Origin of the sequence: Azospirillum sp. A23, assembly GCF_042938965.1 — a bacterium.
Taxonomy (GTDB): Bacteria; Pseudomonadota; Alphaproteobacteria; order Azospirillales; family Azospirillaceae; genus Azospirillum; species Azospirillum melinis.
The window spans coordinates 788,530-802,295 of sequence record NZ_CP170663.1 but is presented as its reverse complement, the minus strand read 5'-3'; the positions used below and the strand labels follow the sequence as shown (position 1 = coordinate 802,295).

Below are 13,766 nucleotides of genomic sequence, written 5' to 3'. Positions count from 1 at the left end.
CGCCCGTGACGGGGCGGTCCGGCCGACTTTTCAGACGATGCGGTTATGGATCAGAAGGTCAGGCCGGTGGTCAGCATGACGGTGCGGCCGGAGGCCGGCACGGCGCGGCTGGCGTTGAAGGCGGAGGCGTAATTGCGGTGGTCGGTCAGGTTGTAGCCGTTCAGCGCCACCGAGACGTTGCGGAACTCGTAGGACACCAGCGCATCCGCCGAGAAGGTGTAGGGCAGGCGGCCGGTGTTGGCGCTGTCCGTCCAATATTCCGACGCCACCTGCATGCCGCCGCCGACCGTGAACTTGCCGACGCTGCCGGCATCGAATTCGTAGGTCGTCCACAGGCTGCCATTGTGCTTCGGCACGTTGGGGGCGGCATGGCCGACCAGCGCCGCGTTGGTGCGCGACTCCGTCACCTTGCCGGTGAGATAGGCGTAGTTGGTGTAGACGCTCCAGCCTTCCGTCAGCTTGCCGCTGATGCTGGCCTCGAAACCGCGGATGCGGACACCCAGGCCTGCTTCGGAGAAGCCGTCGGTGACGGTGCCGGTGGCGGGATCGACCGAGTAGGTGTTGGTCTTTTCCGCCTGGAAGATGGCGCCGCTGACGCCCAGCCGGCCGTTCAGGAAGTCGGCCTTGCCGCCGATCTCGTACAGGTCGGTCTGCTCCGGATCGAAGCTGCGGGCGCCGTTCGGCGTCTCCGCCGTGCCGTTGGTGACCGCGGCGGCGATGTCGGTGCCGATCGGCTTGTAGGAGCGCGAGTAGGAGGCGTAGACCGACGACTCCTTGGTCGGTTCATAGATCAGGCTGACCGACGGGCTCCAGGTGCGGTCGGAAGCCTGTCCGCCGGCAATGGTCGGAGAGGCGGAGCCGAAGCTGGTGCGGAAATAGTCCCAGCGCAGGCCGCCCTGGACCGACAGCTTGTCGAACAGCCACATGCGGTCGGTCACGAACAGGCCGGCATTGGTCACGCTGGCCTCGCGGCCGCCGCTTTCCGGATAGATGATGGCGGTGTTGGCGGAGTAGTTGCGCGTCGGGTTGCGGACCGTCTGGTTGTTGACCCGGTTGACCCAGGTGCCGGTCTCGCGCTTGTCGCGCTGATAGCTGACGTCGAGGCCGCCGTTCAGGGAATGGCGCAGCCCGAACAGATCGCCGTCGACCTTGGCGCCGGTGACGTTCTGAACGCCGAAGCCCTGCTGCTTGAACGCCATGCCGCCGCCGGCGCCATAGCTCAGCGCCACATCGCGGCCGGCCAGGAACTGGGTCGCCGCCGCGCCGCTGAGGGGCGACGGGGTGGTGGCGGCGATGTTGCGCTCGTAATGGCTGAAGCGGGAGTCGTTGTAGACCGACAGCGCCTTGTTCACCTCATGCGCGAAGGACGAGGTGAGGATGTGGTTTTCGGTGTCGTCGCGGTCGAGGGTGCGGACATAGGAGGTCGAACGGCTGAGGCCGTATTCCGCGGCCGGACGGAAGATGCCGTCGCGGCCCTGCACCATCGGCTGGCCCATGTCGGGCGTCTTCTCGCCCTTCAGGAAGGCGTAGTTCAGATGCCAGGTGGTCGGCGTGCCGAGACCCAGGCCCAGGTCGGCGGCGATGCCGCGGCGGTCGGCGTCCACATCGTCGCGGCCGGGAACGTTCTGGGTGTGGTAGAGGCCGTTCACCCGCAGCGCCGCGGTGTCGCTCAGCGGCTGGTTCACGTCCACTGTGGTGCGATAGGTCGGGCCGCTGCCCACCGACTGCTCCACCTTGGCCTTCTGCACCAGCGACGCCTTCTTGGTGCCCTGGTTGATGACGCCGCCGGAATTGCCGACGCCGAAGCCGTTGCCCGACGGACCCTTGAAGACCTGGACCGTCTCGGTGTTGAAGACGTCGTGGGTGTAGACGCCGAAATCCTTCAGCCCGTCGGTGTAGATGTCGCCGCGCGCGGTCAGGCCGCGGATGCGGAACTGGTCGCCGTTCTGGCCGCCGTTGCCCTCGCCGGTCGAAATGGTGATGCCCGGCACGTTGCGCAGCGTCTGCTCCAGCGAGGTTGCGCGCTGCTGCTCGATGATCTCCTGCGGCACGACGTTGACGACGCGGGGCGTGTCCTTGACCGTGTCGGGCAGGCGGGACACGCCGGTCGGGGCGGCGTTGACGTTGCCGGTCTGCGGTGCTGCGGCATCGACCTTGATCGAATCGAGCTGCAGGGCGTCGCCGGAGGACCGTTGCGGCGTCGGACCGGTCCCCGGAGTTCCCGATCCCGTGCCGGTGGCCTGTGCATCGGCCGTCGCCGGCAGGGCGAAGGTCATGGCAAGGCTGGCGGTGGCGGCGGCACCTGCCAGAAGGGGTCTCAGTCCATGGGGGGACGTGGTCTGTCGCATCAAGCTCTCCCGAAATGCGCCAAGGTGGATTGGACGATCGCTGGAGCGCCTTCTACCAATGGGATAGGCCTTCCTTGCAACAGCTGAGATTGAGAGGCATTCTGAGTTGGAGGGCGGGCGAACAGCCGCCGCGGGCGAACGGAAAGGCTTTCACGCCGAATGCGCGTGGTTGGCCGTCTGGGTCGCGACGGCGGCAGGCTGCGTCGCGTTATAAGATTTATGTTTAATTATCAATAAGATGACGCGTGCTTGCGGTGGCGGGTCGATGTCGGCGGAAAGGGGCGTCTCGGGGTGGAAATCGGCAATGTTGCCGAAAAGTCACTATGATAATAAGAATGATTTTCATTCGCGCAGGACTTGGTGAGGTAGCCCGTTCAGGTGCGGAAACCGGCGTCACTTGAATGCCAGTAGAATCACCCCGGCGGCGATCAGCACGACCCCCAGCCAGTTCGGCGCCGACAGCTTTTCACCCAGGAACAGAACGCCGAAAACCGCCACCAACACGACGCTGAGCTTGTCGACTGGCGCCACCTGCGAGGCGGGCCCCAACTTCAGCGCGCGGAAATAACACAGCCAGGAGGCCCCGGTGGCGAGGCCGGACAGGACGAGGAACAGCCACGTCCTGCCCGACACCGCCGACGGCGACAGCGACTGTCCCGACGAGACGACGATGCCGATCAGCATCGCGAAGATGACGGCGGTGCGGATCAGCGTCGCCATGTCGGACCCGACGCCTTCGACGCCGACCTTGGCGAAGACGGCGGTCAACGCCGCGAAGCAGGCCGACAGCAGCGCCCACAGCATCCAGGACGGAAACAGGTCACCGGTCATTCTCTTGGTTTCCTTCAGATCGCTTTCGTCCGGTCAGTCGTCCCAGGGCTTCGGATCGGGCCGGGTCTTGGGCGGCAGCAGGTCGTTGGTGTCCCAGCTCAGCATCAGCAGCAGAACCCATTCCGCCCGGTTGGAGAAGCCGTATTGCGGCCCGCTGGAGGACACCAGCGTACCGGAAGTCCTGTCGTAGGCGGTGGCGGCGATCTTGGCGACGCCCTGGGTCAGCTCCTTCTTGAACAGCGAAATCTCCGGCGTGGAGGAACTGCCGCCGACCGGCATCGGAATGTCGATGCTGGGAATGCCGAGCAGCGAGCTTTCGCTGTCCACCGACAGGGCGCCGACCCGCAACTCGACGATGATGGCCGCCTTGTCGCGGTTCTCGGCCATGGCGGCGCCATGGCGCAGCAGCGCGTCGCGCACGGCGGAGACGGCGTATTTGGTGTCGTAGCCTTCGACACCGGCGGAATCGACATAGATGCTTCCCTGCACGGCCAGCCTGCCGGCCAGGCGTTCCGCCGCCTGATCGGCCGCGGTGGAGATCAGCAGCTGTTCGGTGGCGGAGCGGGCAGGGGTGGTGACGTGGGAGGTCGAGCAGCCGGCCAGTCCAAATCCGACGATGCTCAATAGAAGCGGCAGCCTGATCCGGTAAAGCCGGCGCCATGCGCCGTCATGGGTAGGTTCTGCATTGTAAGAATATTTAGTTTGCCCACCGAACATCAGTCCTTTTCCTGGCATCTTCCCGGCGATCAGCCGCGTTGGGCGGCCTATCCAGACCGACGGCGGGCGTCCGGTCAACGGCGCAGATGTCCAGGTCCGCCACGAAGGGCGGTACCACCCACCCCCATCGCACGGATCAGGGGACGGTCAGCCGGTCCACCTGCTCCGGGTTGGGGGTGCCGTTCGCCCGCAGCAGCACCGCCTCGCCCGAAGCCGGGAAGATGCCGGTCAGGGCGGTGACGGTGACCTGATGGGTGACCAGCACGACCGGCTTGCCGTCGCGCGGCAGGTCGGCGAGGAACTGGCGGAGTTGGGTGATCCTCTCCTTCTCCTCGTCCTGCTGGCCGAAGAAGGAGTTGAGGACCGGCAATTCCTTCACCGGGCCGAGATCCAGCAGGCGGGCGGTGTCCAGGCAGCGGCACCATTGGCTTGACAGCACGCGCGCCTGATTGATGCCGAGTTGCCGCAGCCGCCCGCCGATCCGCGCCGCCTGGGTGCGGCCATCCTCGCTGAGATTGCGCTGGGTTGCGCAGTCGTCCAGCGTGAATCCGGCCGGATCGCCGGTGCCGGGCGCTTCCGCATGGCGCATCAGCACGATGAGCCCGGCCGTGTCCTGTGCCGTGGCGGGACATGCGCCGGCCAGGACGGCAAGCAGCGCCGCGGCGGATAGGGCAATCAGGCTGCGGCGGCATGGCGCAGGCATCGGCATCTCCCTCGGTGGTGCGACCGCTGATCGGAGCCCGGTGCGGCTTCCGCTTCCTCCTGCTCAACGCCCGATCCGGGGTGCTTGTTGCCGGCAGCATTGTCCGCGATGGGAGAGGAGCCGCCGGAGAGTGCCGGACGGCCCCTGTCTGCATGTCCCGGCTCAGTAAGTGTAGAACATCTTCTGGATGGCCTTGCTGTCTGTCGTCCTGGTCAGCGCCAGCATCAGCAGGATGCGCGCCTTCTGCGGGTTGAGGGTGTCGCTGGCGACGAAATCCAGCTCGTCGTCGTTGGCCTCGCCGTTGCGCGCGACGATGCCGTTGCCGACGCGGGACGAGCGGACGATTGCCACGCCCTGCTTGCGGGCGTCGATCAGGCCGGGCTTCATCGCGTTGGACAGGCTGCCGTCACCGACACCGGCATGGACGATGCCCTTGGCCCCCGCCTTCACCAGGGCGTCGAGCGCGGTGCGGTTGTTGTTGGCATAGCCATAGACGATGTCGACCTGCGGAAGGCTGTCCAGATTGGAGATGTCGAACTCCGCCTCGGCGGTGTGCTTGCGCACGACCTGCCGGTAGAAGTGCGCCTTGTTGTCCTGCATGTAGCCGAGGAAGCCCAGTTCCGGCGTGCGGAAGGTGTCGGCGGTCGAGGTGTTGGTCTTGGTCACGTCGCGGCCGGCGTTGATCTGGTCGTTGAGCGAGACCAGCACGCCCTTGCCGACGGCATCCTTGGAGCCGGCCAGCGTCACCGCGTTGTAGAGGTTGACCGGACCGTCGGCGCTGATGGCGGTGGATGGCCGCATGGCGCCGACGATCACCACCGGCTTGGTGCTCTTGACCGTCAGGTTCAGGAAATAGGCGGTTTCCTCGATGGTGTCGGTGCCGTGGGTGATGACGATGCCGTCGACGTCCTTCTGCGCCAGCAGCTCGTTGACCCGCTTGGCCAGCTTCAGCCAATGGTCGTTGGTCATGTTCTCGCTGGCGATCTGGAAGACCTGCTCGCCCTTGACGTTGGCGACCTTCTTCAACTCCGGCACCGCTTCGATCAGCTTCTCGACGCCGACCTTGGCGGCGGTGTAGCCGACGGTCGTGGTGCTGGTGGCGCCGGTGCCGGCGATGGTGCCGCCGGTCGCCAGGATGGTGACGTTGGGCAGCCCGTCATCGGCGAAGGCGGCGTGGGTCGCGGTTCCGCTCAGCAGCAGCGCGGCAAGTCCGGCAGCGGCCACTTTGCGGCCCATGGCGCGGGTGGTGGTCTTGAACACGGCGTTCCTCTCCCAGTGCGTTTTTTTATGGCCGGCCCGTGCCAGCCTGCGGGAGCGCGCAGTCTCGGCAATTCCATTGAATGTCCTTAGTCAGCGTCATGAATGGTTTGCGGACCGAATGTGAATGCCTGTTCGAGAGTCGGCGCTGGGGCGGGATAGTTCGCCGGCCTTGCAAACCTTCCCGCCCGCTGACCTGCCCGTCGGCCAGTCCCGCGCCTCAGCCCCGGCCGGTGAAGTCGGTGCTGCGGGTCACCGCTTCCCAGGCGTCGATTTCCGCGATCACGGCGTCGAGCTTGGACCGGGCGCGGTTGAGGGCATCGGACCCCAGCAGCAGATGGAGCGGCGGGGTGTCGGAACGGACGGCGGCCAGGATGGCCTTTGCGGCGCGATCCGGATCGCCGAGCTGGCGCCCGGCCATGCCGTCGAAGGCGGATGACATGCGTCCGACGCTGTCGGCATAGGCTGCGTCCTCGGCGCTGCTCTTGCGGATCGAATGGTTGGACAGGAAGTCGGTGCGGAAGGCGCCGGGGGCCACCGCCGTCACTTTGATGCCCAGCGGGCCAACCTCCTGCGCGAGACTGGAGGACAATCCTTCCAAGGCGTGTTTGGCTGCCGCATAGAGGCCGGAACCGGCGCCGGGTGCCCGTCCGGCGATGGAGGTGATGTTGACGATGTGCCCGGCCCCCTGGGCGCGCAGTCGGGGCAGGGCGGCGCGGACGATGCGGAAGGGCGCGAACACGTCGACCGCGAACAGCCGGGCGACCTCGTCGTCGCTGGCCTGCTCGACCGCCCCCAGCAGGCCGTAGCCCGCATTGTTGACGATCACGTCGATGCGGCCGGCGAGAGCGAAGGCCTGACCGACCGCCGCCTCGGCCGCCTCGCCGTCGGCGAGATCGACGGTTAGGACATGCAGGGTGCCGCGCCCCGCGGGAAGGTCCGGCCTGCCGGTGCGGACGGTGCCGATGACGGTGTCGCCCTCCGCAAGGGCTGCCTTGGCGAGCGCCAGCCCGAGGCCGCGCGAGATGCCGGTGATGAACCATGTGGTCATGGGGAGTCTCCTTTCGCGGTCAGAGATACGTCCCGTGGCATGTTTACAGAATGCCCGGATTTCTGATCAGACTTGTAAGCGCGGCTGAAGAATGCTTTCTTCAAGCGATGGACCCCTTGCTCTCCGGCAGCGACTACAACCAGCTTCGCGCGTTCCTCGCCGTCGGCGAGACGCTGAGTTTCAGCCGGGCGGCGGAGCGGCTGGGTGTTTCTCCGTCGGCGCTCAGCCAGCTGGTGCGCGGGTTCGAGGAGCGGGTGGGGGTGCGTCTGTTCAACCGGACCACGCGCAGCGTCGCGCTGACCGATGCCGGCGAGAATCTGTTCCGGCGCGTTCAGCCGGCCGTCTCCGAACTCGGCGATGCCATCGGGCAGGTGCGCCAGTATCGCGAACGCCCCTCCGGCATCGTGCGCGTCCACAGCTTCCGCGCGGCGGCGGAACGCTACATCGAACCGATGCTGGCGGACTTCGCACGGGACTTTCCGGATGTGGTTCTGGACATCACGCTGGATGACGCGGTGGTGGATCTGGTGGCCGGCGGCTTCGATGCTGCCATCCGGATCGGCGAGGTGATCGACCGCGACATGGTCGCCGTGCGTCTCGGTCCGGACCTGCGACAGATCGCCGTGGCGTCGCCGGACTATCTGGATCGTCATGGGCGGCCGGCGCATCCGCGCGATCTGGTCGACCATCGTTGCATCCGCTGGCGCTGGCCGGGCCATGTGATGCCCTATGCCTGGGAGTTCTTCGGAAACGGGTCCTGGTTCGAGGTCGCGGTCGACGGGCCGCTGATCTTCAACGACAAGGACGTGGCATTGCGCGCGGCCCTCCGGGGCATCGGGATCGGCTTTTGTGTCGAGGATGCCGTGGCCGGTCCTATCGCTGCGGGGAAGCTGGTTCCGCTGCTGGAGGATTGGTCCGCCGCCTTTCCCGGCCGGTTCCTGTGCTATCCGCGCCAGAGGCAGATGGCCCCGGCCTTGCGGGCCTTCATCGACGCCGTCCGCTCCGCCGCGTCCATGGCGGACGGCAAGGTGGATGCCAACTTGGTGCAGGAAGATGGTCGCCGTCCTTGAAACCCGCCCCGTTGCCTGGGCAAAGTGCCGGAACTGCTTTCGATCCGAAGGAAATCGGCCTTGAAGATCCTGGGACGCACCGTCGCGCTCGCCCTGTCGCTTTTCGTCTGGGTGGCGGCCTCCGGTGAGGCCGCGGCGGAACGGCGGGTGGCGCTGGTGCTGGGCAACAGCGACTACCGCTTTGCGCCGCGGTTGCCCAACCCGACCAACGACGCCAAGGCGATGGCCGAGTCCCTGCGCGCGGCCGGCTTCGAGCTGATCGGCGGGGCGCCGCAGCTCGATCTGGACCGGGCGGGAACGGAACGGGCGATCCGCAGCTTCGGCGCCAAGCTGGTCGGGGCCGATGTCGGGCTGTTCTTCTATGCCGGACACGGCATGCAGGCGCGGGGCACCAATTACCTGTTGCCGGTTTCCGCCAACCTGGAGAAGGAGGCGGACGTCCGGTACGAACTGATCGACGTCGCCATGGTGCTGGACGAGATGGCGCTGGCGGAAAGCCGGCTGAACATCGTCATCCTGGACGCCTGCCGCAACAACCCCTTCGGCGGGCGCGGCATGCGTGCGGCGTTGCCGGGCCTGGCGCAGATGCAGGCCCCCGCCGGGACCATCATCGCCTATGCGACCCAGCCGGGCGCCGTGGCGGCCGATGGCGCCGGCTCCAACAGCCCCTACACCGAGGTGCTGTCGAAGGCGATGCTGAAACCGGGCGAGGCGGTGTTCGATGTCTTCAACGATGTCGGGATCGCGGTGAAGCGCAACTCCGGCGGGGTGCAGCAGCCCTGGGTTTCGGCCTCTCCCATCGAAGGGCGCTTCTATTTCCTGGGGCCGACCACGGTGGTGACGGCGCCTCCCGCCGACGCGGCGCCCCCGGCATCGGCGGCCCCTGCAACGAACGCCGACAAGGAGACGCTGTTCTGGGACAGCATCAAGGGCAGTTCCAACCGCGGCTTGTTCGAAGCCTATCTGAAGCAGTTCCCGCAAGGCACCTTCGCTCCCATCGCCGAGGCGCGCGTCGCCGAACTGGGCGGGACGGTGCCTCCGGAGCGGGCCCAACTTTCGGTCGCGGCACTCGCCGCCCCGCCGGTTCCTGCTCCAATTCCCGGCCCAACTCCTGCCCCGGCGCCGATCCCGGCCCCCTCGGCAATCCCGGCTCCGGCGGCACCATTGGCCCGGCCGCTCGATGTGGCGGCGATCCCCTATCTCAACGCCAAATCGCGGGGGACGCTGGCGATGTATGGGGGATTGCCTTCGCCCAAGGCGCTGGCGATCTCGACCAAGGGCAATTACGCCTATTTCTCCAACAAGTCGAACAGCCGGACCGGGGACGACGTCAAGCGCAGCGCCCTGCAATATTGCCAGTACCGTGCGGAGGAGCCCTGCACGCTCTATGCGGTCGACGACGCGGTGGTGATGGACGCCAAGGGCTTCACGCCGATGCCGGTCGAGATCCTCGGGGCCGGCCGTTTCGATCCGGCGCGCGTGCCCTTCGTCAGCGACCACACCCGCAAGGTCGGCATGGTGAACTACCAGCGCAACCCCGGCCACAAGGCGCTGGCCGTGACGCTGGCCGGCCGCTGGGCCACCGTCTGGGATCGCGACAGCGAGGAAGAGGCGAAGGACGCGGCGCTGGAGCGGTGCGAGCAGTCCGGCGGCAACCATGAGTGCATGCTCTACGCCGTAGGCGACAGGATCGTCTTCGAAGAGGTCCCGGAGGAAGAGGAAGACGAGGAAGAGGAGTGACAGAGGGCACTGAAAGGTTGCGTCGCCAAAGGTCCGTGTCCGCCTGCGGTTACCACCGGTGGACACTACATTTGTGCCCCCTGCACTGACCGTTTGTGCTCGATCATCGCCCAATGATGACGGCGTGCGCCATTGAGCCCGGGTGTATGTCTTTCGATCATTGGAAATTATCTTTCCACCGCTGATCTGTTGTGCAATGCGACATCGGCTGCGGTTGTGACGATTCCGGGATGATCCAGACATGAAGCCAAGCAAAAGCCCGAATACGGGCCAGCCAAGCGTGTTCCTCACCAGCCGCCGCCGCTTCCTCGCCACCACGGCGATGGGGCTGGTGGCGCTGACGGCCTCCGGCGCCCGGGCGAAAGTCCTGTTCGGCACCGGGCTGCCCTGGGATTCCGGCTCCATCGAGCCGCCCCGCCAGATCCTTCCCGGCCCCTGGACCTTCTTCACCCCGCGCGAGGGCGAACTGGTCGAGGCCATTGTCGAACGGCTGATCCCCGCGGACGACCTCAGCGTCAGCGGCAAGGATGCCGGCTGCGCCGTCTTCATCGACCGGCAGCTGTCCGGCCATTACGGCACCTCCGACCGGCTTTACATGAAGGGGCCGTTCCAGCCCGGCCTGCCGACCCAAGGCGACCAGACCGACCTGCCCCCGGCGATGAAGTACCGCCAGGGTCTGAAGGCGCTGGACGACCATTGCCGCCGGACGATGGACGGCAAGAGTTTCACCGACCTGTCGCCGGAGCAGAAGGACAAGCTGCTGACGGAGATGGAGGCGGGGGAGGCAAAGTTCGACGGTCCGGTCGGTTCCGGCAGCCTCTTCAGCCTGCTGTTGCAGAACACCATGGAAGGGTTCTTCGCCGACCCGATCTATGGCGGCAACCGCGACATGGTCAGCTGGAAGATGATCGGCTTCCCCGGCACCCGGTACGACTACCGGGACCATGTGCTGAAGCACAATCAGAAATATACGTTGCCGCCGGTGTCGATCGGCGGCCGCGGCGACTGGGCCAGGAAGGGCTGAGGAATGGCGCGCAAACTTCCCCACAAGGATGTGGTGATCGTCGGCCTCGGCTGGACCGGCTCGATCATCGCGAACGAGCTGTGTGACGAAGGGCTGGACGTGGTGGCGCTGGAGCGCGGCCCCTGGCGCGACACCGCCACCGACTTCAACATCGGCTATGCCCCGGACGAGCTGCGTTACAACTCGCGCCAGGAGCTGATGCTGCGCCCGGCGCAGACGACGGTCACCGCCCGCAACAACGCCGACCAGACGGCGCTGCCGATGCGGCAGTTCGGCTCCTTCCATCCCGGCAACGGCGTCGGCGGCGCCGGTGTGCACTGGGCCGGCATCACCTGGCGGTTCTCGCCCTCCGACTTCCGGCTGCGCTCTCATTTTACCGAGCGTTATGGCGCCCAGGCCATACCGGATGACATGACGATCCAGGACTGGGGCCTGACCTATGAGGACATGGAGCCCTATTACGACAGGTTCGAGTATCTGGCCGGCGTGTCGGGCAAGGCCGGCAACCTGAACGGCCAGATCCAGGAGGGCGGCAATCCGTTCGAAGGGCCGCGCAAGCGCGAGTTCCCCAACCCGCCGATGATGCAGACCTACGGCCCCACCCTGTTCGCCGAGGCGGCGGCCAAGATGGGCTACAAGCCCTTCCCGATCCCGTCCTCGCTGCTGTCGCGCACCTACACCAATCCGCTGGGCGTGACGATGGGGCAATGCACCTTCTGCGGCTTCTGCACCAATTACGGCTGCGCCAACTATTCGAAGGCCAGTGCCCAGACGACGGTGCTGCCGGTGCTGATGCGCAAGTCCAACTTCGAGCTGCGCACCCTGTGCGAGGTGCTGAAGGTCAATCTGGATTCCACCGGCAAGAAGGCCACCGGCGTCACCTATGTCGACACCTCGGGCGAAGAGCTGGAGCAGACGGCCGATCTGGTGATTCTCTGCGCCTTCATGCTGGACAATGTTCGGCTGATGCTGCTGTCCGGCATCGGCAAGCCTTACGACGTCAGCACCGGCACCGGCGTGGTGGGGCGGAATTTCTGCTACCAGATGGCCAATCAGGTCGTCGGCTTCTTCGATCCCGCCAAGTACAACTTCAACAACTTCATCGGCGGCGGCGCCACTGGCATGGCCATCGACGAACTGAACAATGACAATTTCGACCATGGGCCGCTGGGCTTCCTCGGCGGCGGCAGCACGCGCTGCGCGCCCATCGGGGCGGAGCCGATCTCCAAGCGGCCGACACCGCCGGGCACGCCGGCCTGGGGATCGGGCTGGAAGAAGGCGATGCGCGACAGCTATCTCAGCAACCTCAGCGTCGGCTGCGAAGCCAGCAGCTATGCCAACCGCGGCAATTTCCTCGACCTCGATCCCACCTATACCGACCGGCTCGGTCGGCCGCTGATGCGCATCACCTTCGACTTCCCCGAGAACGACGTGAAGATGTCGGCCTACGTCACCAAGAAGGTGGCGGAGATCGTCCGCGCCATGGGGGCGCAGCAAAGCGTCGAGTATCCGCGCACCGGGCCCTGGTCGACGGTGCCCTACCAGTCCACCCATGTGGTCGGCGGCACGGCGATGGGTGCCGATCCCTCCACCAGCGCGGTGAACCCGTTCCTGCAGAGCTGGGACGTGCCGAACGTCTTCACCGTCGGGGCGAATGTCTTCCCGCAGAATTCGGGCTTCAACCCGACAGGAACGGTGGGGGCGCTGGCCTTCCGCGCGGCGGACGCGATCCGCAGCCGCTACCTGAAATCCCCCGGCCCATTGGTGCACGCATGACCAGGATCCGTCTCGCCATCGCCGCGGCCCTGCTGGTCACGGCATCCTCAGCAATGATGACGCCCGCCATCGCCGACGACCAGGACTTCACCCTGATCGAACGCGGTCGTTATGTCGCCACCGCCGCCGACTGCGTCGCCTGCCACAGCGTGCCCGGCGGCAAGCCCTATGCCGGCGGAGCGGCCTTGCAGACCCCGTTCGGCACGCTGGTCGCCCCCAACATCACGCCGGACCGCGAGACCGGCATCGGCAACTGGACCGAGGAGGATCTGCGGCGAACCCTGCGCGAGGGCGTCGGCCGCGGCGGAAAGCGGCTCTACCCCGCCATGCCCTATCCCGCCTACACCCGGATGACCGACGACGACATCCATGCGCTGTGGGTCTATCTCCAGACGCTGGAGCCGGTGAGCAATGCGGTGGAAGCCAACCAACTGCCCTTCCCCTTCAACATCCGGCTGCTGATGGCGGGTTGGAACCTGCTGAACTTCGAACCTTCGAGCTTCAAGCCCGACCCGCAGAAGTCGGAGGAGTGGAACCGTGGCGCCTATCTGGTCCAGGCGCTGGGCCATTGCGGCACCTGTCACACACCGAAGAGCGCGCTGGGTGCCGACGACAACGACCGGGCCTTGCAGGGGGCCAACCTCCAGGCCTGGTATGCGCCGTCGATCACCACGGACAAGCGGCAGGGCATCGGCAACTGGTCGGTTGACCAGCTGACCGCCTATCTGAAGACCGGGGCGAACCACCAGTCGCTCGCCTCCGGCCCGATGGCGGAGGAGATTCAGAACTCCAGCTCCAAAATGACCGATGCCGATCTGAAGGCCATCGCGACCTATCTGCTCGGCCAGAAGCCGCCCGCGGGGAAGGCGCCGGCACCGCTGGCGGCGGATGACGCGCGGATGAGGACGGGCGGGGCGGTCTACACCGACACCTGCATGGCCTGCCACGGCGGCGACGGCAAGGGCCAGACCTTCCTGTTCCCGACCTTGGCCGGCAGCGGTCTGGTGCAGGCCGACGACCCGGCGACGCTGATCCGGCTGGTGCTGGACGGCTCCCGCGCGGTGGCGACCGACGACCGTCCGACCGGCCCGGCGATGCCGCCGCTCGGCTGGCGGCTGACCGATGCCGACGTGGCGGCGGTCGTCACCTACATCCGCAACAACTGGAGCAATGCCGCTCCGCCGGTCAGCGCCGGGGATGTGGCGAAGGTGCGCAAGACGCTGGCCCAGGCGAACTGACGGGAGCGGGG

11 protein-coding genes are annotated in these 13,766 nt (G+C 66.7%); 5 read left to right on the top strand and 6 right to left on the bottom strand.

The window, feature by feature from the left end; all coding sequences use genetic code 11:
• Nucleotides 1-50: 50 nt before the first annotated feature.
• The 6 genes from ABNQ40_RS03425 to ABNQ40_RS03400 all read right to left on the bottom strand — a co-directional run bounded on the left by ABNQ40_RS03425 (nt 51) and on the right by ABNQ40_RS03400 (nt 6,907).
• Complete coding sequence (locus ABNQ40_RS03425) at nt 51-2,348, bottom strand: TonB-dependent siderophore receptor (RefSeq protein WP_109050725.1); 2,298 nt, start codon at nt 2,346-2,348, stop codon at nt 51-53.
• Between the two features lie 393 nt (nt 2,349-2,741).
• The gene (locus ABNQ40_RS03420; protein WP_109050726.1) at nt 2,742-3,179 is read right to left on the bottom strand and encodes an EamA family transporter; all 438 of its coding nucleotides are present in this window, start codon (nt 3,177-3,179) and stop codon (nt 2,742-2,744) included.
• A gap of 33 nt (nt 3,180-3,212) precedes the next feature.
• Nucleotides 3,213-3,803: a DUF6655 family protein gene (locus ABNQ40_RS03415; RefSeq protein ID WP_109050727.1), complete on the bottom strand. Its 591-nt coding sequence runs from the start codon at nt 3,801-3,803 to the stop codon at nt 3,213-3,215.
• Between the two features lie 229 nt (nt 3,804-4,032).
• Nucleotides 4,033-4,599 (bottom strand): histidine phosphatase family protein, encoded by a 567-nt coding sequence (locus ABNQ40_RS03410; protein WP_109050728.1) that lies wholly within the window; start codon nt 4,597-4,599, stop codon nt 4,033-4,035.
• A gap of 162 nt (nt 4,600-4,761) precedes the next feature.
• A complete protein-coding gene (locus ABNQ40_RS03405) occupies nt 4,762-5,835 on the bottom strand; it encodes a type II asparaginase (RefSeq protein ID WP_109453177.1) in 1,074 nt (357 codons plus the stop codon).
• A gap of 241 nt (nt 5,836-6,076) precedes the next feature.
• Nucleotides 6,077-6,907, bottom strand: a complete 831-nt coding sequence (locus ABNQ40_RS03400; RefSeq protein ID WP_109050729.1) for an SDR family NAD(P)-dependent oxidoreductase — start codon at nt 6,905-6,907, stop codon at nt 6,077-6,079.
• A gap of 107 nt (nt 6,908-7,014) precedes the next feature.
• On the opposite strand from ABNQ40_RS03400, the gene ABNQ40_RS03395 reads away from it, so the two are divergent.
• The 5 genes from ABNQ40_RS03395 to ABNQ40_RS03375 all read left to right on the top strand — a co-directional run bounded on the left by ABNQ40_RS03395 (nt 7,015) and on the right by ABNQ40_RS03375 (nt 13,755).
• Nucleotides 7,015-7,977, top strand: a complete 963-nt coding sequence (locus ABNQ40_RS03395; protein WP_109050730.1) for a LysR family transcriptional regulator — start codon at nt 7,015-7,017, stop codon at nt 7,975-7,977.
• Nucleotides 7,978-8,037: 60 nt separating this feature from the next.
• Entirely contained in the window at nt 8,038-9,717 is a 1,680-nt protein-coding gene (locus tag ABNQ40_RS03390; protein WP_247879893.1) for a caspase family protein, read from the top strand.
• A 241-nt stretch (nt 9,718-9,958) separates the two neighbouring features.
• On the top strand, nt 9,959-10,741 hold the full coding sequence (locus ABNQ40_RS03385; RefSeq protein ID WP_109050732.1) for a gluconate 2-dehydrogenase subunit 3 family protein: 783 nt from the start codon (nt 9,959-9,961) through the stop codon (nt 10,739-10,741).
• A 3-nt stretch (nt 10,742-10,744) separates the two neighbouring features.
• A complete protein-coding gene (locus ABNQ40_RS03380) occupies nt 10,745-12,517 on the top strand; it encodes a GMC family oxidoreductase (RefSeq protein ID WP_109050733.1) in 1,773 nt (590 codons plus the stop codon).
• Nucleotides 12,514-13,755: a cytochrome c gene (locus tag ABNQ40_RS03375; RefSeq protein ID WP_109050734.1), complete on the top strand. Its 1,242-nt coding sequence runs from the start codon at nt 12,514-12,516 to the stop codon at nt 13,753-13,755. The genes ABNQ40_RS03380 and ABNQ40_RS03375 overlap by 4 nt, the downstream gene beginning before the upstream one ends.
• Nucleotides 13,756-13,766 lie beyond the last annotated feature (11 nt).